The 25,514-nt window shown below is 47.8% G+C and carries 18 protein-coding genes; 10 read left to right on the top strand and 8 right to left on the bottom strand.

From position 1 onward, the window contains the following. Positions 1–36 precede the first annotated feature (36 nt). From L3C95_RS07675 to L3C95_RS07660, 4 genes are all read left to right on the top strand, one after another. On the top strand, positions 37–2,805 hold the full coding sequence (locus tag L3C95_RS07675; protein ID WP_236386365.1) for an alpha/beta hydrolase family protein: 2,769 nt from the start codon (positions 37–39) through the stop codon (positions 2,803–2,805). Positions 2,806–3,383: 578 nt separating this feature from the next. Then, on the top strand, positions 3,384–4,208 hold the full coding sequence (locus L3C95_RS07670; protein ID WP_236386363.1) for a DUF6597 domain-containing transcriptional factor: 825 nt from the start codon (positions 3,384–3,386) through the stop codon (positions 4,206–4,208). Positions 4,209–4,303: 95 nt separating this feature from the next. After that, positions 4,304–4,816: a cupin domain-containing protein gene (locus L3C95_RS07665; protein WP_236386361.1), complete on the top strand. Its 513-nt coding sequence runs from the start codon at positions 4,304–4,306 to the stop codon at positions 4,814–4,816. Positions 4,817–5,076: 260 nt separating this feature from the next. After that, positions 5,077–5,691: a DUF4230 domain-containing protein gene (locus tag L3C95_RS07660; RefSeq protein WP_236386359.1), complete on the top strand. Its 615-nt coding sequence runs from the start codon at positions 5,077–5,079 to the stop codon at positions 5,689–5,691. A 120-nt stretch (positions 5,692–5,811) separates the two neighbouring features. Here L3C95_RS07660 and L3C95_RS07655 read toward each other — a convergent pair whose 3' ends face one another. Further along, positions 5,812–6,531 (bottom strand): hypothetical protein, encoded by a 720-nt coding sequence (locus L3C95_RS07655; protein WP_236386357.1) that lies wholly within the window; start codon positions 6,529–6,531, stop codon positions 5,812–5,814. A gap of 191 nt (positions 6,532–6,722) precedes the next feature. On the opposite strand from L3C95_RS07655, the gene L3C95_RS07650 reads away from it, so the two are divergent. Next, positions 6,723–7,049, top strand: coding sequence for an RNA recognition motif domain-containing protein (locus L3C95_RS07650; protein ID WP_089832925.1), 327 nt, complete (start codon positions 6,723–6,725; stop codon positions 7,047–7,049). 256 nt (positions 7,050–7,305) lie between these two features. Here L3C95_RS07650 and L3C95_RS07645 read toward each other — a convergent pair whose 3' ends face one another. From L3C95_RS07645 to L3C95_RS07630, 4 genes are read right to left on the bottom strand one after another with little or no spacing between them, the layout of a single operon-like run. Beyond that, positions 7,306–8,712, bottom strand: a complete 1,407-nt coding sequence (locus tag L3C95_RS07645; RefSeq protein WP_236386356.1) for a dihydrolipoamide acetyltransferase family protein — start codon at positions 8,710–8,712, stop codon at positions 7,306–7,308. A gap of 42 nt (positions 8,713–8,754) precedes the next feature. Next, positions 8,755–10,011 (bottom strand): CinA family nicotinamide mononucleotide deamidase-related protein, encoded by a 1,257-nt coding sequence (locus L3C95_RS07640; RefSeq protein WP_236386354.1) that lies wholly within the window; start codon positions 10,009–10,011, stop codon positions 8,755–8,757. 3 nt (positions 10,012–10,014) lie between these two features. After that, on the bottom strand, positions 10,015–10,482 hold the full coding sequence (locus tag L3C95_RS07635; protein WP_236386352.1) for an acyl-CoA thioesterase: 468 nt from the start codon (positions 10,480–10,482) through the stop codon (positions 10,015–10,017). A gap of 40 nt (positions 10,483–10,522) precedes the next feature. Next, positions 10,523–10,930, bottom strand: a complete 408-nt coding sequence (locus L3C95_RS07630) for a DoxX family protein (protein ID WP_236386350.1) — start codon at positions 10,928–10,930, stop codon at positions 10,523–10,525. Positions 10,931–11,463: 533 nt separating this feature from the next. Here L3C95_RS07630 and L3C95_RS07625 point away from each other — a divergent pair. From L3C95_RS07625 to L3C95_RS07615, 3 genes are all read left to right on the top strand, one after another. Continuing rightward, a complete protein-coding gene (locus L3C95_RS07625; RefSeq protein WP_236386348.1) occupies positions 11,464–14,535 on the top strand; it encodes a tetratricopeptide repeat protein in 3,072 nt (1,023 codons plus the stop codon). Between the two features lie 17 nt (positions 14,536–14,552). After that, positions 14,553–16,202: a hypothetical protein gene (locus tag L3C95_RS07620; RefSeq protein WP_236386345.1), complete on the top strand. Its 1,650-nt coding sequence runs from the start codon at positions 14,553–14,555 to the stop codon at positions 16,200–16,202. 131 nt (positions 16,203–16,333) lie between these two features. Continuing rightward, on the top strand, positions 16,334–17,440 hold the full coding sequence (locus tag L3C95_RS07615; protein ID WP_236386343.1) for a hypothetical protein: 1,107 nt from the start codon (positions 16,334–16,336) through the stop codon (positions 17,438–17,440). 351 nt (positions 17,441–17,791) lie between these two features. Here the strand turns inward: L3C95_RS07615 and L3C95_RS07610 are convergent, their stop codons facing one another. From L3C95_RS07610 to L3C95_RS07600, 3 genes are all read right to left on the bottom strand, one after another. Further along, entirely contained in the window at positions 17,792–18,685 is an 894-nt protein-coding gene (locus tag L3C95_RS07610) for an SDR family oxidoreductase (RefSeq protein WP_236386342.1), read from the bottom strand. 313 nt (positions 18,686–18,998) lie between these two features. Next, positions 18,999–20,303, bottom strand: a complete 1,305-nt coding sequence (locus L3C95_RS07605) for a hypothetical protein (RefSeq protein WP_236386339.1) — start codon at positions 20,301–20,303, stop codon at positions 18,999–19,001. Between the two features lie 267 nt (positions 20,304–20,570). Next, the gene (locus tag L3C95_RS07600; RefSeq protein WP_236386338.1) at positions 20,571–22,646 is read right to left on the bottom strand and encodes a prolyl oligopeptidase family serine peptidase; all 2,076 of its coding nucleotides are present in this window, start codon (positions 22,644–22,646) and stop codon (positions 20,571–20,573) included. Between the two features lie 383 nt (positions 22,647–23,029). On the opposite strand from L3C95_RS07600, the gene pfkA reads away from it, so the two are divergent. Both pfkA and pyk read left to right on the top strand, forming a co-directional pair. Further along, positions 23,030–24,010: a 6-phosphofructokinase gene (gene pfkA, locus L3C95_RS07595; protein WP_089832908.1), complete on the top strand. Its 981-nt coding sequence runs from the start codon at positions 23,030–23,032 to the stop codon at positions 24,008–24,010. Between the two features lie 11 nt (positions 24,011–24,021). Then, the gene (gene pyk, locus L3C95_RS07590) at positions 24,022–25,512 is read left to right on the top strand and encodes a pyruvate kinase (RefSeq protein WP_236386336.1); all 1,491 of its coding nucleotides are present in this window, start codon (positions 24,022–24,024) and stop codon (positions 25,510–25,512) included. Positions 25,513–25,514 lie beyond the last annotated feature (2 nt).

The raw sequence follows: 25,514 nt of genomic DNA, 5'->3' as shown, positions 1-25,514 counted from the left end.
CGTGTAAGTAATACCGATTTTTATATTTTAGGCCACATGAAGCAAATCATGTGTGCAGCCGCATTTACCGGCATCTCCTTACTATCTTATGCGCAACAGCCTGCAAAAAAGCCACTTGATCATTCAGTGTACGACAGCTGGCAGAGCATCGGTAGTAAAGCTATCAGTAATAACGGTCAGTGGACCGTCTATACCGTCACGCCACAGGAAGGCGACGCATCCCTCGTTATCTATAACAACCAGAGTGGACAAAGACTGGAAGTGCCCCGTGGCAGCAATCCGGTGATCACGGAAGACAGCCGCTATGCCATCTTCTCTATCAAGGCGCCCTTTGCAGTAGTGCGACAGGCGAAGATCAAAAAGAAGAAGCCGGCAGACATGCCAAAAGATTCCCTGGGTATCGTTACCCTGGGCAGCAGCGATGTGTACAAAGTCCCGGCAGTACGATCTTTCAGAACACCTGAAAAAGGCAGCGGCGTTGTGGCCTATCTGAAAGAAAAGCCACAAACGGACACCGCAAGCGGCCATCTGGTCATCTATTATCCCGATAAAAAATCCGCAGATACTATCCGGAATGTACAGGACTATGTTTTCAGCAAACCGGGCAACCGCTTGCTGGCAGAAGTACTGACCGATAAGAAAGATTCTCTCTCAAAAGCCGCCGTATTGCTGTGGGATGTAGCCGGCCGCAAAGCGGATACCCTGAGCCGTGGTACCGCCCTCCGCAGTCAGTTTGCCTTCGATGAGGCAGGCGAACAGGCTGCCTGGTGTAGCTCCCGCGATAGTGCCAAAGCCCTTCAGCAGTTTTACTCCCTGTATTATTACCGCCCGGGACAGGACAGCGGTGTAATTACCGCCGACAGGAATACGCGGGCATTCCCCGCCAACTGGTCTGTCAGCGCCGATGGCAAAGTATGGTTCAGCCAGAACGGACAACGGCTGTTCTTCGGCACGGCTCCCATCAGGCCTCCGAAAGATACCAACATCGTAGACTTTGAAGTGGCGAAAGTGGATATCTGGAACTACCAGGATGATTACCTGCAGCCCATGCAGCTGAAAAATGCAGACAGAGAGTTGAAAAGAAGCTACCAGGCCGTGTACTACCCGGGTAACAAACAGATTGTACAGCTGGCAGATATGGACATGGAAAGCATAGCCTTTGCCAAAGAGGGTAACAGTCCGTATGCCGTAGGATATACCGACAAAGGACAACGTGTACCGATACAGTGGACCGGGCATTCCCTGAAAACCGCTTACCTGGTGAACCTGGAAAACGGCAACCGCAAACTGTTACAGCAAAACATGGACAGTATTGCCCGCATCTCTCCTGCCGGCCGCTACATCACCTGGTACAACCTGCAGCAGAAACATTGGTTTGCTTATGAAACAACGACAGGCATCACCCGGAACATAACAGAGAAAATACCGGTTTCACTTTCTGAAGAAGATGATGATCATCCGGAGTTACCCGGTCCTTATGGCATGGCCGGATGGCTGGAAGACGACAAGGCCGTGTACATTTACGACAGGTATGACATCTGGCAGGTTGACCCTACCGGGAAAACCCCTCCGCAGATGATCACAGCAGGTTACGGGCGCCAGCAGAAGCTGCGTTTCCGTTATACCAAAGTGGTGCAGGAAGAACGGTTCTTTAAACCGGGCCAGCAACTGCTGCTGGAAACCTTCAACGAGACGAGTAAGGAGAATGGTTTCTATATGGCCTCCTGTACGTTCAAAAAGGCCCCTTTAAGGCCCGAACTGCTTGTCATGGGACCTTACTCCTTCGGCGACCCTGTAAAGGCCGAAAACGCCGGAAATTACATTTTTACAAAAGCGAGTTATGTACAGTCGCCCGATGTGTACACCGGTACCTCATTCGCTAATGCCACACAGATCAGTCACATCAATCCACAGCAGCAGCAATACAACTGGGGTACGGCAGAGCTTTTCAAATGGACGGCCTACAATGGCAAGCCGGCGGAGGGCATCCTGTATAAACCGGAAGACTTCGACAGCACAAAGAAGTATCCTGTGTTACTGTATTTCTACGAGAAGCTGACAGATGGCCTGTATAATTATCAGCCACCGTCCCCTACCCCTTCCAGGTTGAATATTCCGTTCTTTGTGAGTCGTGGTTACCTGGTGCTGGCGCCGGATATTACCTACGAAAACGGTTATCCGGGACAGGGAGCTTACAATTATGTTGTCAGCGGCGCCCGTGCACTGGCAGCACATCCCTGGGCAGACAGCCTGAATATGGGCATCCAGGGACAAAGCTGGGGCGGTTACCAGGTAGCTTACCTGATCACCCGCACCAACCTGTTCAAAGCGGCGTGGGCTGGCGCACCTGTGGCCAATATGACCAGCGCCTATGGCGGCATCCGCTGGGAAACGGGTATGAACCGCCAGTTCCAGTACGAGCGTTCTCAAAGCCGTATCGGCGCTACTTTGTGGGAAAAACCGGAGCTCTACATAGAGAACTCACCGCTGTTCTACCTGCCTAAGGTAACAACGCCACTGGCTATCATGAGCAATGATGCAGATGGTGCGGTACCCTGGTACCAGGGCATTGAACTGTTCACCGGTTTGCGCCGCCTGGGTAAAAAAGTATGGCTGCTCAACTACAACAATGAGGCACATAACCTCGTGCAGCGCCAGAACCGTAAGGATATCCAGCGCCGCGAGCAGCAGTTCTTCGACCATTTCCTGAAGAATGCCCCTGCGCCGGAGTGGATGGAGAAAGGCGTACCGGCAACAGAAAAAGGAAAGAACTGGGGTTGGGAAACAGTAGGCAACGCACAATAACATTCAACTGATAAAAACACGAGAGCCAGTATCAAAAGTATGATACTGGCTCTTTTTATTCGGGCACCTGATGGAGTCAGATAGTCATTTACACGAATCTCAGGACATTCATGTATGTTTGATACATCCTCTCTTTTCTAAGCTGTAGCTGATGAAGTCCGGAAGCCATATAAGCGATTCTCAGAATGCTTGTTTGTTTCCTGGACATCGTCGTAAACAAAACGAGAGAACAAGCAGAGAAGAAGCAGAGAAGACGCAGAGAACAAAGAGAGGACAAGCAGAGGATCCTAGGTGGACTTGATACCTTCAAACAGATGTCATCCCTTGCTTAGTTTCAGTCCATACCAGCAGATACTCGTTTAAGTAATCCCTGTGAGCAGGTAAATTCCCCAACATTTCCCCGAAACCATTACTCAGCAGGGCTTCATCCATTTTAGCTGCTGCAACCATTTGTCTTTCAAGCTACTCAAATTATTTTTTTTTATATACTTACAAACCTATAAGTTTGTAGTAGAAAATGAAGACCTGATTCAGATCTGTGGATGTTTTGAATATCTGATAACCTTATACATGTTCCTATGAATTTCCGTATCTATCAACCGGCAACTTCGCTGGCACCGTATGTTAAGCAGTATTATCATTTACAAACCTCTAATAACGGATTGATCAACCTGCCGCAGAACCTGTTCTCCCTGGGAGATCTGTACATGGTATTTCTGCAGGAAGGAGAGGTGATCTTCCAACCTACTCAGCATGCTTCTTTTACTTTACCGGAGGCCTCCGTTGTAGGTCATTTTACCTGTCATCATCAGATCAGGGTAAAAGGTCCGGTAAAGATGACCGTGATCCAGCTGAACGCCTATGGCTGTTACAGGCTGGCGGGTCTGGACATGTCAGCCTTCAACAACTACTTCCGTGACTTACTGAAGCAGGACCGTGAATGCTGGAAAGATCTGGCTGATAAAATTGCTTCCGCGACAGATGTCACCAAACTGGATGCTGTGCTGGACGACGCATTTACCAACATGATGTGCTCACATGTACACAACCTGAAACAGGTAGATGTCATTGCAGATTACATCATTGACCACCAGGGCTATACGAATGTGGAGCGGTTGACGAAGAAGTTTAAGATGTCCCGTCACACGCTGGAAAGGAAGTTCATGGAGGTGATCGGGCTGACGCCACAGTTGTTTGCCCGTATGCTCCGTTTCAGGGATGCTATGCGTAATATGCAGCAGATGAACGTGGAAGAGTGGCAGACCTTCATCACTAACAACGATTATTACAACCAGGCTTTATTCATACAGGATTTCCTCTTCTTCAAGGGAGAACCGCCGGTACTGAACCAGGAAACAGCTATTGCGCAAATGCCGGTAGCACGTCCTGTAGCCGTGGCGTAACAAGTTTCAGACTAAGAAAATGAAAAATAAGAGAGCCGCCTCGTTCACGGGACGGCTTTTTCATTTTAATCTATTTTCCTTTCTTTTGTATTATCATGCAAAAACCAAGACACAATGCCGCCTACTGGCGGGAACATCTCAACTTACAGTCCCATGTAGAGGGAGGATCATTCCGGGAAACCTACCGTTCTTCCTGGGAGTTTAACCAATCCGAGCTGCCCCCGGCTATGAACGGCAAGCGCAGTGCTTCTACCGCTATCTATTTCCTGCTGGAGGAAGGACAGTTTTCCGCTTTTCACCGTATTGCATCTGATGAGATATGGCATTTCTATGATGGCCACTCCCTTGCTATCTACGATATTGCTCCCGATGGGGGGCTGACAGTCCACAAACTGGGGCTCAACATCGAAGATGGCGAACAACCGCAGCTGGTGATCAAAGCCGGCCACTGGTTTGCCTCCCGTACAGAGGTGCCCGGCGGTTTTGCCCTTGTAGGCTGCACTGTTGCACCGGGCTTCGATTTTGCTGATTTTGAGCTGGCAGGGAAAGATAGTCTGCAGGCAGTATACCCGCAGCATAGTGAACTGATTGCCTCTCTGGTACACTGATCCTACACACTGATCAGGATCATTATGGACTATCAGCCATAAATATTATATTCGCTGAAGTCGTCGGATATGTATTGTCGGGTACTCTTTTAGGAGTTACAACTTATATATTAAAAAGCACAACAAGCTACAACTGTATAACGGGGCTGCGGTCCGGCGTTTGTAGACTTTTGCATACATTACTAACAAACAAAAAACAAGATCACTATGGACCTTTGTTCCGCTATGGACTGCGGTCCACAGCTACTATCTCTTCCGTTATGAAAAGATTTTTCCGTTTCGTTTTCTTTCTGTCCCTGGCTGTTCTGCTGTTTTGGTTAGGCAAGCAATTCGGCAGTAAAAGTGTAAATCAGAGCATTCTTTCCAATAGTCAGATCGTGCGCGAGATCGCTGAACTGGCCAGCCTTGAAGTACAGGGTAATGCCACTATCAAGCGCAGTAACATTGCTGACGACGGAGAGTGGACCACCAATCTGAAAAAGGCATTCCTGGAGAATACTATCTGGGTATCTATCCCTTACCTGGCCAAATATGGCATCAATGCAGATGAGAAGAATTTCCGGATAACGGTATCAGATAAGAAGATCACTATCAATCTCCCACAGCCAAAACTGCTCAGCTACGAGCTGAAAGTTGACAAAATGGAAACTTCCAACAGGAAAGGATGGTTCCTGTTCCAGGATGATGAGACCTATACCGATGTGCAGAAAAAGCTCTACCAGACCTCCCGCGGGCAGCTGGAGAATAACAACCTGTACATTAACCAGTCAAAAGAGAAACTCACTAAGATCATCAGGCAATACTACGAGCCTTTTCTTCATGATCATGAACTGGAGATCACCTTTGGCAATAGTGCGCCTGTGTTACTGAACTGATCACCGTTTCACGGCCGATAAAGTAAAAGCCAGCGCTGCTGTTGCATCTTTCGGGCAATAGATCTCTGTATCAGCCATTGCTGATAGCTGTACCTGCCGTTCCACAGATGCGGACATTATCTACGCTGCATTATTAGCGATATACTTCACCAGAGAGCGCTTGGCAACAGGCAGTAAAGTCTCCGGTACCGGAAATACCAGGTTCGTATCAATGCGGTAAACGGCTGGAGTAGGCAGTTGTTTGCGCTGCCGGATCAGGCTGGTCTTAATATGCTCGCAGGTATGCACGAGGTCTTTTGTGTAGGTATCGAGGTATTGTGTATGAATACCGCGGTATTTTTCGTCATGGCGCTCAAAAATACTCAGTCTGTATTCATACACTATGACGTCCTGATAACGGCCATCACACAGGAAGAAATACCCTTCCTGCGAGTCCAGTGGTATCAGTCCTACCGGTGATATGTTCAGGCTTTCTTCCACGAATTCATAGATCTCCGTGCCTTCGCGGATAGCGCCGTTCATCTTCTGGATCGCGTACTGGATAATGGTTTCCAGCTCCTGCATCAGTTCATCATCTGCGATCATCTGTTCATAAAGTAATTGCAGGCGCTCCATATTCACGGCAGTCAGGCGTTTTGGGAACTGCTGTTGCAGGAACTGTTTGTTTTCTCTGAAAGCTACCAGGTTGTTGTAATGGAAGATAACGTCTCCCAGCTGCGGGTACAGCTTGTTTTGATTGAAATAGCGGGTTATCTGCTGCAGATAAGCCAGTAATGTATACTTTTTCTGCTCAAAATCGATATAACCGTCCGCAAACCATGTCTCGCTTAGGCCACTCATACCAAAATATTTTAATGGATTCTATGTATTAATTTACAAAAAATCAGCCAACTATCCATAAAACGGAAGTGGTAATTCGGGCCAGTATTACCGGTATATTTACTTTATTAAATTATTTCCGGACGCGGTGTATTTATTGAACTTATTTCTTTATCTTCAATATTATTTTTCATTTTTTTAATTTTTTAGTCATGAACATTTACGTAGCCAACCTGCACTACAGGTTGAACGATGAAGACCTTCACCAGATATTTAGCGAATTTGGAGAGGTTACTTCCGCTAAAATTATCAAGGACCACGAGACTGGCCGTTCACGCGGTTTCGGATTCGTGGAAATGCCCAACCAGGAAGAAGGTAGCAAGGCTATGGATAGTTTGAACGGTACTGAAATCGAAGGCAAGCAACTGATGGTAAACGAAGCAAGACCTAAACAACCGAATAATAACTCAAGAGGTGGTGGATTTAATCGCGGTGGCGGCGGCGGATACGGCGGCGGCGGCGGTCGTGGTCGTTATTAATTCTGTTGGCCTAAGCTTATCTCGGTCAAGAAATTGAAAAAGCTCCTGCAAAGGAGCTTTTTTTATGCTGATGAAGTGACACTTATTTCCAAAAACACAAATGATGAATACAGATCAGAGAGATCATCACTGTATTCATCATTCGTTATAAATATGATTCAAATGTGCTTATTGCCTAAGCGGGGCGGCTGAAAATATGCTGTGGCATGCAGCCCGGCGGCGTTTCAGCAGAGAGCCTGTGTAGCCCTCTTCTCAGTTAATATCCCCTGTTCACATCGAAATTCTCCAGCTCCTGCGCTACTGCACTTAAGAAAGTAGAGCCTAATGCGCCATCAACGATACGGTGATCGTAAGACAGAGACAGGTACATCATATGACGGATAGCGATCGTATCGCCATGAGGCGTTTCTATCACAACAGGACGTTTTTTGATAGCACCTACCGCCAGGATAGCCACCTGCGGCTGATTGATGATGGGTGTACCAGCCAGGCTGCCAAAGGTACCAACGTTGGTCAGGGTAATGGTGCCATTCTGTGTGTCATCAGGTTTCAGCTTGTTCTGACGGGCTGCATTGGCCAGCTGATTCACCTGACGGGTCAGGCCAACCAGGTTCAGCATGTCAGCATTGCGGATCACCGGAACGATCAGGTTACCTGTAGGCAAAGCTGTTGCCATACCGATATTGATATCTTTCTTGATGATGATCTTATCGCCGTCCAGCGAACTGTTTAACAGCGGGAACCTCTTGATACATTTTATCATTGCTTCGATGAAGAGCGGGGTAAAGGTGATCTTCTCTCCTTCCCTCTTCTCAAAAGCGCCTTTCACCTGGTCACGCCATTTCACCATATTAGTCACATCTGCCTCAGCGAAGCTGGTCACATGCGGACTGGTATGTTTGCTACGCACCATATGCTCTGCAATGAGCTTACGCATACGGTCCATTTCGATGATCTCAACATTGTTGCCGTAGTTGCCATTGCTAACAGCAGCAGGTGCAGGCTGTGAGCCAACACCGTTGCTAACCGGAGCTGCGGTTGGCGTCACGGCTGCTGCCGGACGACTTACCGGTTGTTCTGCTGCAGGCGCAGGCGCTTCTGCTCTCTGTGGCGCAGGCGCGGCTGCAGGAGTAAGCCCCTTGCTCTTCGCCTCCACAAACATCAGTATATCTTTTTTAGTCACACGGCCTTCATTGCCGGTACCAGGTATTTTTTCCAGTTCAGCAAAACTGATACCCTCCTGCTGTGCAATGGTGAGCACAAGCGGAGAATAAAAACGGGCCCCACTGGTCACAAACTGCGCCTCGTAAGGAGCACTCACCGTTTCATGTTGCGGGACAGCTGCTTCTTCCCTTACAGCGGCAGGCGCTTCCTGTGCTGCTACGGGAGCAACAGGAGCAGTAGTCGCAAAACCAGCATCAGCAGCGGTATTGATACGTGCAATGACAGTACCCACCGGTACTACATCATTTTCCGCGTAGAGTATCTCAGTAATCTCCCCATCAGCGATAGAAGGTACTTCACTATCCACCTTATCCGTCGCAATTTCAAGCACGGTTTCATCAGTTTTTACATGATCTCCCGGCTTCTTATGCCAGCGTAATATGGTGGCTTCCATAATACTTTCCCCCATTTTGGGCATTACCAGTTCTACAATGGCCATAAAATTGTGTTTAGCGTTTTGGTACGGAAACAAAAGTAAGGTTTATACTATCAACTTCCTCAATTCATTCATAGCATAAGTTGCTGTCATCTGTATGTTATTCAGGCGGTCATAACGCAACTGGTGCTTCACCGTCACCAGCTCTCTGGCGCTGCCGGCAGCTATCCATACGGTGCCGACCGGCTTTTCCGGAGTGCCGCCATCAGGCCCCATAATACCGGATACCGCTATGACATAATCGGTTTTTAGCTGCTGCAGGGCGCCTCTGGCCATCTCTCTTACCACTGCCTCACTCACCGCACCATTGGCCTGTAATGTTTCCTGTTTTACCCCCAGCAGACCGCTTTTAATTTCGTTGGCATAACTAACAATGCTGCCTTTATACCAGGCAGAACTTCCCGGCACCAGGGTAATATTGTGTGCAATAAACCCTCCTGTGCAGCTTTCCGCCGTGCCTACGGTCTTACCTTTTTCCTTCAGCAGCTTGCCCAGCACTTCTCCAATGGACAGATCCTCGTCCCCTACGGCAATATCTGCCAGTAGTTCTTTCATCTGGTGAAAATAGATGGACAGGGCCGCCGCCGTGGATAATTTATCTGTGCCGAAAGCGGTCAGCCGCAGTTTCAGCAAGCCATAAGAAGGCAGGTAGGCCAGCTTGATATGTGGAGGCAAGGCCGCTTCAAAATGCGCCAGCCGTTCTGCTATAAAGGACTCTCCCATGCCGGAGGTCAGTAATGTCTGATGCACAATTGCCGGCGTCTGGAAATATTCCTGTAAGCGTGGCAACACATGATCGGACATCAATCCTTTCATTTCGTGCGGTACTCCCGGCATAGAGACATAGATCTTTCCGTTCTTTTCGAACCACATGCCCGGTGCAGTACCCCGGGTATTGTGCAGCACAGTGGCTACATCGGGTACCAGCGCCTGGTCTACATTACGCTGGAGGGTGGGCAGGCCCCTGCTTTCAAAGAATTCCATTACCTGCGCATAGGTCGCTTCGTCTCTTACCAGCTTTCCGCCAAAATACTCACACAATACGGGTTTGGTAATATCATCTGCCGTAGGCCCCAGTCCTCCGGTGATCAATACGATGTCCGAGACCGCTCCCTCCTTCTCCAAAGCCTCCAGGATAGCTTCCCTGACATCTCCGATGGCTACACGACGGTGTACCCATATTCCCATCGCATTCAGGTGCTGGGCCATCCAGGCTGAATTGGTATCTATAGTTTGTCCTATCAGTAGTTCATCTCCGATCGTGATGATACTTGCTACTACCTTATCCGCTTGCATTGTCATGATTTACAGGCTTTTCTCAAAAAAAGGAGCCAGGCATTCCATCATGATCGGGGGCATCCCGTACCGCTGTTTGGTATCTGCATGCAGGAATACCAGGGTGGTGACGCCTACGTTCAGTAACTCGCCCTTTTCATTATATAGTTCAGAGTGGAAGCGGATCTTATGATCGACCGGCAACTCCTTCAATATAGTCTTCACTGTTATAAGGTCATCGTAATAGGCCGGGCGCAGGTATTTTGAATTCAACTCTGCCACTGGCATAATGATCCCCTGTTTTTCCAGTTCGGCATAGGTAAAACCCAGCGTCCGGATGGCTTCTGCACGTCCTACTTCGTAGTATAATGCATAATTGCCGTAGTAAAGGTATCCCATCTGGTCCGTTTCTCCATAGCGTACGCGTATCTGTGTCGTCTGTGTGAACATAATATCAGTCTTATAAGCCTGGGTGCCTGCATTCACCGCAAAATGCATTCCGCGTTTTATGGCAGATACAGGCACCCGGCTGTTTAAATTATTTTCCAATCAGGTGGTCCAGGCTGTATTTGCCAGGTCCGGCGAATAATATTGCAGTAAAAGCAGCCAGGAACAGGATGCCCATTTCCATCTGTGACAAAGGTGCATTTTTCATTACTACGAAAACCACGATGACCATACAAAACACCAGTGGAATAGCAGCAAGACGGGTCAGCAAGCCGACAACAACCAATGCCGCACAGAGGGCTTCTGCAAAAATGGTCAGGGACAGGGATACTGTTTGTCCAACATGCAGCGGATCAGGGAATTTGTCTACCATCTGGGAAAAACCCTTCAGTTTTGACAGGCCGTGCGTGAACATCAATCCACCAAAAACTACACGTAATACCAGCAGCGCAAGGTTGACAGCGCCAGTGTTCACACGTGATGTAAATAGTTTACTCATAGAGAAAATGGTTTAGTCCTGCAGATCTGTTTACCTCCTGTTTTGCCGACAGGAACCATGCAGGCGCGTTTTTAAATTTTAATGAACAGTTTACAGATTGCGCCAAAAATATGATTAATAATAAACAATTAAAACCCCGTTATATACAGACACTCTCTATTAGTTAGCATCCCTTCCGGTAATTGACCCCGGCAATTATTTTTTCAGCGTAAAGCGCCCTGAGAACCAGGCCTCCGGTACAAGAGGTACTGCGATCTCCAGCTGCCTGGATAAGTTGGTTTAATTCTTGCAAGTCAACACCTTAATTTCAGATCAGCAAGGCAAATCCGAAAGCAGGTTCCGCGTACCAGGTACCGGTCATCCGGTTCCCGCCATGTCCCTCCGGGGCGGCGTATAGCTTAATTAAATGCAATAGCTATATTTGTTGCTGTTTTTGTCTCCCTCAAAGCAATATATTATTGATTCTGAATAGAAAATAATTTCTGTTCGGGATCCGTTTTAAACGCATATTTAAGATATAACAGGTTAAAAGCATGCAATTCATAAGAAAGTTTCTTGTTCCCGGACATTGGTACTTATTCCTGGCGTCTTTCTGTATACTGGCTGCGCCTGTGTCAAAAGCACAGCAAACGCGCGTCTATACCGAGCCGGATAAAGTTTTCAAAGATGCCCAGCAACTTTTCCAGCAGGAAAAATATGCAGTGGCCATGCAATTGTTCCGGCAAACGATTGATAATATCAGCTATTTCCAGGAAACCAGCCGTAGCCTGGTAAAAACAGACGCCCAGTATTATTATACCGTTTGTGCACTGAAACTGGGGCAGGCCAACGCGGAGAAACTGGCGCTGGACTTCCTGGCCTTCTATAACAACAGCGCGAGGGAACAGCTTGTCAGTTACCAGCTGGCGAAGTACTACTTCCATCAGAATAAGCTGAAAGAGGCCATTCCCCTGTATGAAAAAGCCAACATCGAAAACCTTTCCAACAGCGAGATCGCAGAAGCCAAGTTTGAACTGGCTTATTGCTATTTCAATGTAAAAGACTTTCAGAAGGCACAACCCCTGTTTGGCTCCATCAGGGAGGTGCAGGGCAAATACTACCTGCCTGCCAACTACTACTATGGCTTCATCGCCTACTACAACCGGCAGTACAACGACGCGCTCACCAGCTTCCAGCGCGTGGTGAACGATCCTAAATACAGCACTATCGTTCCTTATTACATCGCAGAGATCTATTACTTCCAGAATAAAAAAGACCAGTTGATCAGTTATGCAGAACCGCTTGTTAAAAAAGGCGGACTTTATTATGAAGCAGAACTGAAACAATTACTGGGTCAGACATATTTCGAAAGAAGAGACTACCAGAAAGCATTGCCTTATCTGCAGGAATTCCAGGACAATGCCGAGGAAGTAAGGAAAGAAGATATCTACCAGCTGTCATACAGCTACTACCAGACGGGCAACTACAATAAAGCTATCAATGGTTTCAAGCAGTTGAGCAGTGAGCAGGATTCCCTGGGACAGAACTCTATGTACCTGTTGGGCGACTGCTACCTGCGTACCAACCAGAAAGCCAATGCCCGCAATGCATTTGCGTTCTGCGCCCGTAACAGCACCAATGCACAGCAACAGGAGATCTCGCGGTTCAACTACGGCAAACTGTCTTACGAACTTGGCTACCAGGATGCCGCCATCACTGAACTCACCAGTTTCGTAAACAGTTATCCACAATCTGCGTACAACAAAGAAGCCCGTGAGATACTGGTGAACCTGTTCCTGAACACCAACAACTACAATGATGCACTGACCATCATTGAGGCTACGCCGGACAAGTCACCGACGGTACTGAAGGCTTATCAGAAAGTGGCCTACGGCCGCGCCACAGAACTGATCAACGACCAGCAACTGGCAGAAGCTGACCGCCTGCTGGATGTTTCACTGAAGAATCCTTACGATAAGAACCTGGTGCAACTGGCACATTTCTGGAAAGCCGAAATTGCCATGCGACAGAATAAAACAGATGCCGCTATTGGTCACCTGAACGCTTACCTCACCGGCGGCGTACCTGCCTCCGGCGAAGCTAATGCGCAGACGGCCAGCTATAACATGGGTTACAGCCTCCTGAAGAAAGAGGACTATACCCGCGCCCTCCAGCACTTTGAAGCAGCTCAGCGCACCACTGGCCCGAATGCAGCACGTATCACGACCGATGCTGCCCTCCGCGCTGCTGACTGTTATTATATGCTGAAAGATTATGGGAAGGCACTGGGAATGTATGATAAGATCATCGCCAACAATCAGCCGGGATCTGACTACGCTACCTACCAGAAAAGTATCATCCTCGGTATCCAGGGTAAAACAAATGAAAAGGTGGCCCTCCTGAAACAGCTGGGCAGCAAATTCCCTTCTTCTGGTTTCGGCAACGATGCTGACCTGGAAATAGCCAATACTTACCTGGCAGAAGAAAAATACAATGAGGCCATCCCCTACCTGGAAAACGTATTGCAGAAACAGCCCAACGGACCGAATGCACCCCGTGCACTGCTGAAACTGGGTCTCTGCTATTTCAACAAGGATAATGATGACAAGGCTATCTCCTATTACCGCCAGGTGGTAGAGAAATATCCCAACTCTCCCGAGGCAAATGAAGCACTGGCAGCCGTAAAAGACATCTACGTGAGCCAGGGTAAAACTGATGCCTATATCGCCCTGCTGAGATCTACAGGCCAGTCGGTAAGTGCATCTGCGGAAGACTCCCTGAGCTATGCAGCAGCAGAAACGAAGTTCAGCAACGGGGACTGTGCCGGCGCTACCATCGCTTTCAACAGCTACCTGCAACGGTTCCCGAACGGCGCATTTGTATTACCGGCCAGCTTCTATAAATCAGAATGTGCTTACAATGCGAAGGATTACACCGGTGCGTTACCCGGTTACGAGTTCGTACTGACAAAGAACAATAGCCTGTATGCAGAGCGTGCCGCTTTGCAGGCTGCGAATATCAACTTCTACCAGGTGAAAAATTATGAGAAGGCCCGCACCTACTATCTGCAGCTGCAGGACCTTTCCACCACCAAAGAGAACACCTTCGCCGCTACCCGCGGACTATTGCGTAGTAATTATCAGTTGAAACACTGGGATGAAGTGAACAGCTATGCTGAGATCCTGTTGTCCAGCAGCAATATCAGTACCGACGATCAGATCATCGGTCATGCTTACCTGGGCCGTGCAGAACAGGAACAGGGCAACTACGATGAAGCGATCAAAGAATATAAGATAGCTGCAGGCCTTACCAAGTCTGAAATAGGCGCTGAGGCCCGTTATAACCTGGCATACTGCCTGTTGCAGAAGAACGACCTGGCAGGTGCAGAGAAAGCCGGTTTTGATGTAATAAAGAATACACCGGGATACGAAGTGTGGGTGGCTAAATCCTACATCCTCCTGGGTGATGTATATGCGCGTCAGAAAGACTACTTCAATGCAAAGGCTACCTTCCAGAGCATTGCAGAGAACTGTCCGATACCTGAGCTGAAACAGGAAGCAAAGGACAAACTGGCGAAAGTAGAAGCAGAAGAAAAGTCTGCCTCTAAAATCAAATCCAATAAATAATTCCGAATTACGTTAGCATGAACGCTTATATCAAACATATTCACCGGTTTCTGGCAGTAGCAGGTTGCAGTGCAGCAGGTATCATGATGCATCAGCAGGCTTACGCACAGGAGAACCTGAAGGAAGAAACTATCGATATCATTTCCAACTACCGGCCCAAACTGCGGGATGCAGCCAAACTGAACCTGACAGCTTCCCTGCCCGGTTTTGATACTACCCGTCCGCGGTTGCAGTACCAGGTACCGGCCCTGAACCTTTATTTCATGTACCAGCCCATTCCGCTAAAGCCACTGGCGCTGGGTAAGGATTCACTGAGCCGGTTACAGAACAACTTCATCAAGGTCGGTTATGGTAATCTGAGCACGCCCCTGGTACAGGCAGGTTTTGGTACCGGCAGACAGGAAAAATATAACTTCGGATTGTATGTAAACTATACCTCCTCCAAAGGAGATATCAAGAACCAGGACTATAGTGCGCTCAATGTACTGGGTTCAGGTACCTACTTCACTCCCCTGTGGGAAGTAAACGGTAGTATCGGGTACGACCGCAACCAGGTGCATTATTATGGGTATGATCATGCCACACTGGAGTTCGCCAAAAATGATATCAGACAGACCTTTAACCAGTTCACCGCACAAGTAGGCGCGAAGAACAGGACACTGAACGACTGGGCATTTAAATTCGAGCCTTCTGCAAAATTCATTTACTTCAGCGATTCCTATAAACGTAAAGAGCCTACCGCTATCTTCAAGATCCCGGTATCCAAGCAACTGTTTGAGGATATTTACCTGAGAGCAGAGGGCATCTTTGACCTGTCTTCATTCAAAGAAGACGATCATGAGCAGATCAACAATAATGTGGTGGCCATTCATCCGGCATTGGAGATCATCAAGCCACGCTTTGTATTGCATGCAGGTGTGAACCCTACCTGGACCAACAGTAAGTTCTACCTGCTGCCAGACATCGTGAACGAGTCGCATATTATCTACAAGAAAGTGATCCTGAGCAGTGGATGGATCTCTTACGTTAACAAGAACAGTTACCGCAACCTGGCTAACCAGAATCCGTTCATCGGCAGCTATGGCCCGGGGATCCTGAATACGAGAGTAGAAGAGAAATACACCGGTATCAAAGGAACGATCGGCAGCCATTTTAACTACAATACCAAGTTTGCCGCTGTGACCTGGCATAACCTGCCGCTGTTCGTGAATGACAGCATTGACGGTAAAACCTTCTACACCAAAAATGAGGAGGAGCTGAAAGCCTTTAACCTGCATGCAGAAGTGGGCTATATACAGGAGGAAAAGTTCCAGATGAGGTTAGCTTTCGACTGGTTCAACTATAACAAACAGAAGACCGAGATCAAGCCATGGGGCCTGATCCCTTTCCAGGCAGACGCCTTCGCGCAATACACTATTGCTAAAAAGCTGCATCTGAATGCGAACCTGTATTATCTGGGCGGTACTTACTACCAGGTATTTGCTACGCAGGATTTCGATAAAACCAAAGGTAAATGGGACCTGAGCGCTGGCGCGAACTACGATATTGGCAGGAATTTCAACATCTGGGTAAATGCCAATAACCTGTTTAACACCAAATACCAGCGCTGGTACGGATACCCCACCTACGGGCTGAATGTACTGGGAGGCGTGATGATTAAATTTTAAAATCGTAAAATTGCAGTCATAATCAAGGTTTAAGGATCAGGAATTAACATAATATATTGCCCCATTCCTGATCCTTAGCTCCTGATTCCGTTCGAGAGAGTCATTTTATAATAATAGGAATATCTACGTAATTGGTACTACAGCAATACATACAGGAAATTTTGTTCAGGCAGCATACCTGCTGTCTGCCCCAACTAGGCGTATTCAAACTGACGCATACCCCCGCACGTTACGATGTCACCAATAAAACAATATCCCCTCCGGGAGAGATTATCACATTTGAGGAAACATTGACTAACGACGGAGGTCTGGTAGAGTGGATCTCCCAGAAAGAGCTTCTGGTGCCTGCCATCGCACAGCTGAAGATGGAAAAGTACATAGATGATTTCAGGCAGCTGCTGAAAAAGGGCGAGCCTGTGGTGATACCTGGTGTCGGAAAGCTGCTCGCCAATGCGGTGGGCAGGATCTCCTTTGAACAGGAACCACCGGTCATCACAAGGGATGTACTGCATGTGAGCCCGGTGATCAGGCAGGATGCGAGTCACAAGGTAACGGTAGGTACGAAAGAGGTAGTGAATAAGCAGGTGGTGGATCACCTGACGGCATCACCGTCGTCATCATCTTCTTCCTCTGCTGCTGCATCTCCGGCTTCCACACCTTCATCAACCTCATCCGCATCTTCCATCCCGCCGGCAGCGTCTTCGGATCAGGGAATTAAACCGCCTGCGACGACTGCTGCTGCAACGGAGGACTATGAATATGAAGGATATACCAGGGAAATACCTTCCAAATTGCGCTGGCTGTGGATTGCCATCCCGGTAGCCTCAGTAGCGACGGCCGTTATTGTATGGTATTCTGTCAACAAGAACAGACCACAGATCACAAGAGCGGAAAGCGCCCTTAATCCGTCCCCTGTTGAGGCAGTGCCAGCACCTCAGCCACCAGCGGAGGACAGTTCATCTCAGGCAGCTGCCGCCACACCTGCAGACCCGGCGACGCTGGAATATGATGTTGTTTTTGAAACATTTAAAAACAAAAAGGCGGGATTGGCCAAGTACAAGACGCGAAAAAATGTATGGGGGCAACCGGTGGTACTGGACACCAATAATGATTCTACATTGCTTATGCTGGGCGAACACTTCAATACTCTTCCAGCCGATACTGCTGTGATGAAGGATTCAGTAGCCAAAAAGTACGGGGTTACTAAAGTCTTTCTGGTGAATTCACCCAAAAAGTAATCATAGATTATCCCAGGCGGATAAATAATACCAGGCGGGGTAGTACTTCCAAACAAGAAGTACTACCCCGCCTCTTTTTATACAAACTGCAGCCTGAAATACGGCCGTCTTACATGTGGTGGCCCTGGCGAAACACTTTGGATGGAATGCCCGGGCCCATAGGCCTACCTCCGATGTCCACAACAAATACATGAGAGACAAGAAGCCTCTGAGACAAGGTGCTTGCCCAGGACATCTCCCTGCCAACAGGCAACGGCACTCCCAAAGGCAAGATACCTTTCGATGGGAACTACAGCCAGCTCTGATCCTGAATTACATTGGGGAAACGTGTACCCTGGAGCTATAGATACACTAAATTTCTTTTGCAACGATTTCCAGTCCTTCTTCAAAACTATGGGGAGCAAAACCCAGCTCTTTCACGGCCTTGTCTATAACAAAACCTGTTTTAGCGGGGCGTTTGGCAGGTTGTGTGAAGCTTTTGGCGTCTACCTTTTCAAGAAGCTGTGTGTTCAGTTTGAAATAACCGGCAGTTTGTACTGCCATCTGATAAGGGGTCAGCGTTTCCTTTCCTGAGATGTGGAATATACCGGTGGCTTTCTTGTCTGCTACCAGTTTACATCCTACGGCGAGGTCCTGTACGAGCGTTGGGGTACGCCACTGGTCGTCCACCACCTTCAGTTTCTTACCCTGCTCCAGGTTGTTCTTTACCCAGGTAATAATATTACTGCGTTTGGGATCTGCCGCAACGCCATATACCAGTACCGTACGTACGATAGCCCAGGGAAGCTTACTGTTGCGGACCATACTTTCTGCCGCTACCTTGCTGGAACCATAATAGCTGATGGGGTTGACTGCATCTTCTTCTGCATAGGGTCCCTGTAAACCATCAAATACAAAATCGGTAGACAGGAAAATGAAGAAGGTGTTATGCTTTTCTGCAGCCTGCAATAAATAACGCGTTGCCGCTACATTGGTATCCCAGCAGAGGTCTTTATTGCGTTCACAATCATCTACCTGGGTCATAGCCGCAGCATGGATCAGTATATCCGGCTGATGCTTTTCCAGCAGGTGCCGCACGCTGGTGGCATCCCGCAGATTGGTAGCTTCGTAGGTATATCCCGTCTGCATCGGCAAACGGTTAGGACCTCGCCCGCTGGCTATTACCTGATACCGGCCATCCTCCAAAAAAACTGGAATTAGGTGCTGGCCCAATAATCCGTTGCTTCCTGTGATTAATACCTTCATTTCTATGCCTTTTACTAAAATTACGAATTCAGTTTCAATTCCGAATTACCAATTACTGCGGAACAACAGGATTATCGATTCCTTCTGCAATGAAGGACACCGGCGCAGCAGGCAGATTGCAGCCAGACAGGAAGGAAGAAAGCATGGAGGGCAGCGGGTTTGAAAGCCTGCAAGCATATAAATCAGCTCAAAACAAGAAGATCGCTTACACGGACATACGATTATTGTTAAAGATATCTGGTCAAAAAAACAAGGCTGACCTACCGGTCAGCCTTGTTTTTTTGAATATCCATGGCTCAGATAAGCAGCAGATTTATTCCCACCATAATTTTAACGGATGGTCAAAATCTGTATCCAGTCTGAATGGTCGTTTACCTGCGGGGGCAGTAGTACCGGCCGGCCATTCCACTACTTCCAGCGTAGCCGCCTGTATACCAAGTTCTGAGATGTTAGTGGCCATTCTTACGCCTGGTTCGGGAGTACCTGCCGTTGCGAAACAATTGGTGATAATAGTAGTGCTCGTGGGCGTTAAAGGCCCCATAGAAAGGAAGCGGGATACATCTGCGTTGTAATCATGTACAATAGCATAACTATTGGAGATATGGCCATCTCCTGCCGGCACACCGGCGAGTCCGCCAGCACCATAAGCATCGAAGGAGAAATAAGCGTAACACATGTTGATGTTGCACCCTCCAAAACTGCCCATCAGGCCCCCCACGTTACTTGCTTTCAGATGTCCCCTGAAAGAACAACCTGTCATATTGGTATTGTAGTTAAATCCCGAAATGCCGCCCGCGTAAGAAAATACGCTCTTATCTACCACAATGTCACCTTTCACCGAACAGGCAATAATATTTGCATGCCAGGAAAAACCTACTATACCTCCATATTGTCCCTCTACGCCTGCAAAACCCTCCGGAGCAAGTTCGAGTCTGATATTCTTTATTGTGCTGCCGCTGTCTGCATCAGCGAACAGGCCTATGTATGAAGACTGATTTTCTTTATGTGGTGCGTTGATCTTCAGGTTGGTGATCTTATGCCCCTGGCCGTCATAAGTGCCTTTCAGGCTGCGAAAGCAAGGCGCCCTGTTGAACATTGTATCGGGGAAAGCGAAATCTTGCACCTGCACATAATGATCTGATGCATCAGGATTACGCATGGCGTACATATTAATGAAATCACGGTAATCCCTGATCTTGTATTCAGCCTTCTCGGTTTTTACCTGTATTGTTGTATCGGGGCCGCTAAGTGTTACCTTCAGGGTCATTTCACCATCACGGTAACGTATCAACCCATTTAATCCAAGTGTAGCGCCACCACTTGCATTCAGCTTACCGCTGCCTTTCACCAGTGTATCTGTTGCCTTTTCCAGACCATTGCTGCCAACCAGTTCATATGTAAATGCCCGGCCAGATACACCATTGCTGATTGTTGCATAGATGCCAGGTCCGTTGATCATAGTAGAAAGCTCGAATGCTCCGATCTGGTTATAATTAAAGGTAACCTGGGTTTTGTCGGGGGCCGGTTCCGGGGTAGGAGTTTCAGAACCGCCGTCTTTACTGCAGGCGGTTGCTAACAGCATGGTTGCTGTCAAAGCACATAGGTATAAGTGTGTCATGTATAGGAATTCTTGGTTAGTATTGATGTAAAATTATTAAAAATAGTCATATAAATGCCGGACAGGAAAGCACCTGGCAAGACAATACCAGCGTTTCCAGGAATTGTATCATCTGCAAGACGACACTACTGTGAACCAGATACAAGCTGTCGGGATCATAATATTGCTGATGGTCAACAGTTAAAAGGCTACGGCAAGGGAAGTAAGCTGAATAAAAAAGGCCGTATCGGTTTGATACGGCCATTGACGTTAATGATCTAATATATTTTACTTAAAGCTCATACCCAGATTATACATCGTGAATGCCCATACATCGGCGGCTTCCTCGATCATTTTAGATGTCGGTTTACCCGCTCCGTGGCCCGCCTGGGTTTCAATACGTATAAGCGTTGGGTTAGTACCGGCGTTGGCGGCCTGCAGGGCAGCTGCAAATTTAAATGAGTGCGCTGGTACTACACGGTCGTCATGATCAGCTGTTGTGATAAGGGTAGCCGGATACTGCGTACCCGCTTTCAGGTTATGCAGCGGAGAATATTTGTACAGGTAAGGGAATTGATCTGCCTTCGCGCTTGTACCAAACTCGGTCACCCATGCCCAGCCAATCGTGAAGTTCTGGAAACGCAGCATGTCCATCACCCCTACTGCAGGCAATGCCACCTTGAACAGGTCAGGGCGCTGTGTCATACAGGCGCCTACCAGCAAGCCTCCGTTGGAGCCACCACGGATAGCCAGTTTCGAAGGACTGGTATATTTAGATTTCACCAGAAATTCGGCAGCCGAGATGAAGTCGTCAAATACGTTCTGCTTTTTTTCCAGCATACCTGCCTTATGCCATGCTTCACCATATTCATTACCACCTCTCAGAGATACTACAGCGTAAATACCTCCCTGCTCCATGAACAAGAGGTTTGAGACACTAAACGCGGGCGTCATGGGAATGTTGAAACCACCATAGCCGTACAACAGCACGGGATTCTGACCGTTCAGTTGAAGCCCTTTCTTATAAGAGAGGAAGACAGGCACTTTCGTTCCATCCTTGCTGGCAAAGAAAAGCTGTTTGGTCTCATAGTCTTCCTGGCGGAATTTCACTTCCGTTTTAGCGAAGAGATTTGACTTACCCGTAGCTATGTCATATTTATATATAGTTGCCGGGGCAACGAAAGACGTAAAGGAATAGAATAATTCCTTATCCTTAGCGGTCGCGGCAAAACCGCCGGTGGTACCGATACCTGGCAGACCGATCTGCCAGTCAAGTTTACCGTCATAGCTATATTGTGCGACCCTGGAAGAAGCGTCCTTCAGGTAGGTGGCGAACAATCTCCTGCCACCAGTGCTTACTTCCTTCAATACCTCTTTCTGCTCAGGGATGATCAGCTTGCGACTGGAAGGGTTCTTCGGATCTACAAGCTCTACCTTATAATTTGGCGCGCCCTCGTTGGTGAGCAACAGCAACTTGTCGCCATCATTGTCGATCACATTAGGCTCGAACTCGAAGCCTTTCACCAGCAATCTGAATTCTTTCTGGGTTGGGTCCTGCAGGTCCCAGTAAGACAACTGGTTGCCGGAGGTTCCTTCAGACTCGTGCAGAATGAGGAAGCGCTCATCTTCTGTAGCCTCTACGCCGAGGTTACGCAGCGGATGTTCTTTGTCCTGGTAGATCAGCTCATCCTGGTCCTGGGAGGTACCCAGGCGGTGATAGTATACTTTATGGAATTCGTTCTTTTTAGATAATTTGTTCTCTTCTGTAGGTTTATCGTACCGGCTATAGTAGAAGCCGTCCTTCCTCCAGGAGATATTGCTGAACTTGATCCAGTCAATCGAGTCTTTCAGCAGCTGCTTGCTTTCCACGTCCATTACAAAAGCCTGTTGCCAGTCAGAACCCGCCTTGGCGATCTGATAGGCCACATATTTAGCATCTTTTGAAAATGAGAGGCTTCCAAGCGCTACAGTACCAGCTTCCGAGAACTTGTTGGGATCGATAAAGACCTCGGGAGTGCCTGTCAGCGATCGCTGGCGGTACAGCACGGCCTGGTTCTGCAGACCATCATTTTTGAAGAGGTAGTAATATTCTCCTCTTTTGAATGGTGTACCCATCTTGGGGTAGTTCCACAATTCTTCGAGCCTCTTTTTAACAGCTCCGCGAAAAGGGATCTTGTCGAGATAAGCGCTGGTAACGGCATTCTCTGCCTTCACCCATGCCTTTGTTTCAGGACTGTTATCATCTTCCAGCCAGCGATACGGATCAGCAACGATGGTACCATGGTAGTTGTCGGTAACGTCTGTTTTATTAGTTTGCGGATAAATAATTCCCGTCTGTTGCGCAATGGCAGGTCCTGTTATCATAAATAAGTACAAAAAAGTAAAGATAGGGCGTCTGAGTTTACTTGCTTCCATTTGAATTGTTTGGGTTTACATTTAAATTATATCTATGTATATTTTTTAAAAAAATTATCTGGTTGATTAATTAAAAATGAAAATTTCGTGTAATTCATCAGAATACTATTAGAAAGAATACGCAAAATGTTATTTTTGTGCGCCACTTAGATATTTTCCTGGCAATTTATGCATAAGCAGCGTGATTTTCAGGAAAAAAGATAAAAGCAGGGGGTTGGAAAACAGGGGATGCAATATCACACGTTAGGGGTATTTAGAGGTATAGGAAGCTAAAAAGACACCGGATTCCCTGAATCCAACATAAAAACGTAGAGAGGGAAATAAACATAACTATGAAAAAAGTTTCTAACATCGCAGTCCTTACATCAGGTGGAGACGCGCCGGGCATGAATGCCGCCGTTCGTGCAGTTGTAAGGACCGGAATTTACCATCAGTTAAATGTGTATGGTGTTATGTATGGCTACAGGGGAATGCTGAAGAATGAAATATTTCCCTTGGAGTCCAAATCTGTGGCCAATATCATTCAGCGCGGAGGTACCATTCTAAAGACCGCACGTTGCAAAGAGTTTTACGAAGCAGAAGGCAGACAGAAAGCCTACGAAAATCTCAAGAAACACAATATTGATGGTATCGTAGTTATTGGGGGAGACGGTTCATTCAACGGAGCTTATAAGATGAGCCAGGAATTCGACATTCCATGTATCGGTTTACCCGGCACTATCGATAAGGATATTGCGGGTACTGATTTTACCATTGGTTTTGATACGGCAGTGAACACAGCTGTGGATGCTATTGACAAGATCCGCGATACAGCTGATGCGCACGACCGTTTATTTGTTATAGAAGTAATGGGACGTGATGCAGGTTATATTGCCCTGCACAGTGGTATTTCCACTGGTGCTGAGCACATCATGACCCCGGAACACCTGATCGATGTACAGGATATCATTGAAGACCTGCAGACCAACGAGCGCCGCAGGAAGCTGGTGAATATCATTGTGGTTGCTGAAGGTTCCATCGCCGGCGGCGCTGAAGAAGTAGCCCGCCAGGTAAAAGCCAGCTGTCCGCAGCTGGATACACGTGTATGTATCCTCGGGCACATACAGCGTGGTGGCTCTCCCTCCTGTCAGGACCGCATCCTGGCCAGCCGTATGGGTTATGCAGCAGTAGAAGCACTGTTGAACGGTACTTCTAATGTTATGGTAGGCATTGTAAACAACAAAATCCAATATACCCCTCTGGAACAGGCTATCAAAGCCAAAGAGCACCTCGATCCGGAATGGTTAAAGATGGTTAAAATACTTGCGAGTTAAAAAATAGAGCTATGAGTACAAAAGATTTATCAAAATACGTACACAAACAGATGGATCATGAAGCTTCACGTGCACATTCCCAGCACAAAACCAAAATCGTAGCAACTGTCGGCCCGGCCTGCGATACCTATGAAGGCTTACTGGCATTAGTAAGAGCCGGCGTTAACGTGTTCCGTCTGAACTTTTCACATGGCTCTCACGAGGATAAACTGCGTATTATCCAATATATCCGTCAGATCAACAAAACCGAGCCTTACAATGTAGCCATCCTGGCTGACCTGCAAGGCCCTAAACTGCGCGTTGGTGAGATCGAGAACAATGCATTACCACTGGTAGCTGGTCAGATCCTGACCTTCGTGAATGAGAAAGTGGTGGGTAACGCTGTAAAGATCTATGTTTCCTACGCAGACCTGCATAAAGACGTTAAACCAGGCCAGAAAATCCTCCTGGATGACGGTAAAATTGAAACAGTAGTAAGAGAGATCACTGCCGATGGCGAGATCAAAGCTGAAGTGACCCTGCCAGGTGTACTGTCTTCCAAGAAAGGCTTCAACCTGCCAGACACTAAAGTTTCCCTGCCAGCACTGACCGAAAAAGATATCGTGGACCTGGAATTCATCATCGATCAGGAATGTGACTGGGTTGCCCTGTCCTTCGTTAGACACGTAGATGACCTCCAGCTGATCCGCAAACGCCTGAAAGAGCGCAATTCCAAAATGAAGGTGATCTCCAAGATCGAGAAACCTGAAGCAATTGCGAACCTGAAGGAAATCATCTGGGAAAGCGATGGCGTAATGATTGCCCGTGGTGACCTGGGTGTGGAACTGCCGGTTGAGCAGATCCCAATGATCCAGAAAGATATCATCCGTAAATGTATCCACCGTGCCAAGCCTGTAATCGTGGCTACGCAGATGATGGAAAGCATGATAGACCGCACCCGTCCTAACCGTAGTGAGATCACTGACGTAGCGAACGCGGTACTGGAAGGCGCTGACGCGGTAATGCTGAGTGGTGAGACCGCAACAGGTCAGTTCCCTGAGCTGGTGATCCAGACCATGAGAAAGATCATTGGTGAAGTAGAGAAAGAAGACATCATCTACAACCGTAACCTGATCCCTCACCGTCACTCTCCTACCTTCCTGAGCGATGCACTGTGTTACAATGCCTGTAAGATGGCAGAAGACCTGGATGCAGATGCGCTGATCGGTATGACCCAGAGCGGTTACACCGGCTTCATGCTGAGCAGCTACCGTCCACGCTCTCCACTGTTTATCTTCACTAAGGAGAAAACACTGGTTAATCAGCTGAGCCTGAGCTGGGGTGTACGCGCCTTCTTCTATGATGGTGAAGAAAGCCTGGACGAGATCATCTCCGACCAGATCAACATCCTGAAAGAAAGAGGTTTCGTGAAACCAGCGGATGTTGTAGTAAACACCGGCAGCACACCAGTAGCAGAACACCTGCCTACCAACACGATCAAGATCTCTACCGTTGTTGAATAAGC

Origin of the sequence: Chitinophaga filiformis (assembly GCF_021646545.1) — a bacterium.
GTDB lineage: Bacteria > Bacteroidota > Bacteroidia > Chitinophagales > Chitinophagaceae > Chitinophaga > Chitinophaga filiformis_A.
The sequence above is the reverse complement of the archived record's forward strand: the minus strand, read 5'-3'. Positions and strand labels throughout refer to the sequence as shown.

Bases quoted from the DNA above. Each gene is read 5' to 3' on its own strand.
- L3C95_RS07625 (WP_236386348.1), top strand. From the start codon at position 11,464: ATGCAATTCATAAGAAAGTTTCTTGTTCCCGGACATTGGTACTTATTC.
- L3C95_RS07650 (WP_089832925.1), top strand. From the start codon at position 6,723: ATGAACATTTACGTAGCCAACCTGCACTACAGGTTGAACGATGAAGAC.
- L3C95_RS07660 (WP_236386359.1), top strand. From the start codon at position 5,077: ATGAAAAGATTTTTCCGTTTCGTTTTCTTTCTGTCCCTGGCTGTTCTG.
- pyk (WP_236386336.1), top strand. From the start codon at position 24,022: ATGAGTACAAAAGATTTATCAAAATACGTACACAAACAGATGGATCAT.
- L3C95_RS07655 (WP_236386357.1), bottom strand. From the start codon at position 6,531: ATGAGTGGCCTAAGCGAGACATGGTTTGCGGACGGTTATATCGATTTT.
- L3C95_RS07640 (WP_236386354.1), bottom strand. From the start codon at position 10,011: ATGACAATGCAAGCGGATAAGGTAGTAGCAAGTATCATCACGATCGGA.
- L3C95_RS07635 (WP_236386352.1), bottom strand. From the start codon at position 10,482: ATGCATTTTGCGGTGAATGCAGGCACCCAGGCTTATAAGACTGATATT.
- L3C95_RS07645 (WP_236386356.1), bottom strand. From the start codon at position 8,712: ATGGCCATTGTAGAACTGGTAATGCCCAAAATGGGGGAAAGTATTATG.
- L3C95_RS07620 (WP_236386345.1), top strand. From the start codon at position 14,553: ATGAACGCTTATATCAAACATATTCACCGGTTTCTGGCAGTAGCAGGT.
- pfkA (WP_089832908.1), top strand. From the start codon at position 23,030: ATGAAAAAAGTTTCTAACATCGCAGTCCTTACATCAGGTGGAGACGCG.
- L3C95_RS07665 (WP_236386361.1), top strand. From the start codon at position 4,304: ATGCAAAAACCAAGACACAATGCCGCCTACTGGCGGGAACATCTCAAC.
- L3C95_RS07605 (WP_236386339.1), bottom strand. From the start codon at position 20,303: ATGACACACTTATACCTATGTGCTTTGACAGCAACCATGCTGTTAGCA.
- L3C95_RS07670 (WP_236386363.1), top strand. From the start codon at position 3,384: ATGAATTTCCGTATCTATCAACCGGCAACTTCGCTGGCACCGTATGTT.
- L3C95_RS07675 (WP_236386365.1), top strand. From the start codon at position 37: ATGAAGCAAATCATGTGTGCAGCCGCATTTACCGGCATCTCCTTACTA.
- L3C95_RS07630 (WP_236386350.1), bottom strand. From the start codon at position 10,930: ATGAGTAAACTATTTACATCACGTGTGAACACTGGCGCTGTCAACCTT.
- L3C95_RS07610 (WP_236386342.1), bottom strand. From the start codon at position 18,685: ATGAAGGTATTAATCACAGGAAGCAACGGATTATTGGGCCAGCACCTA.
- L3C95_RS07600 (WP_236386338.1), bottom strand. From the start codon at position 22,646: ATGATAACAGGACCTGCCATTGCGCAACAGACGGGAATTATTTATCCG.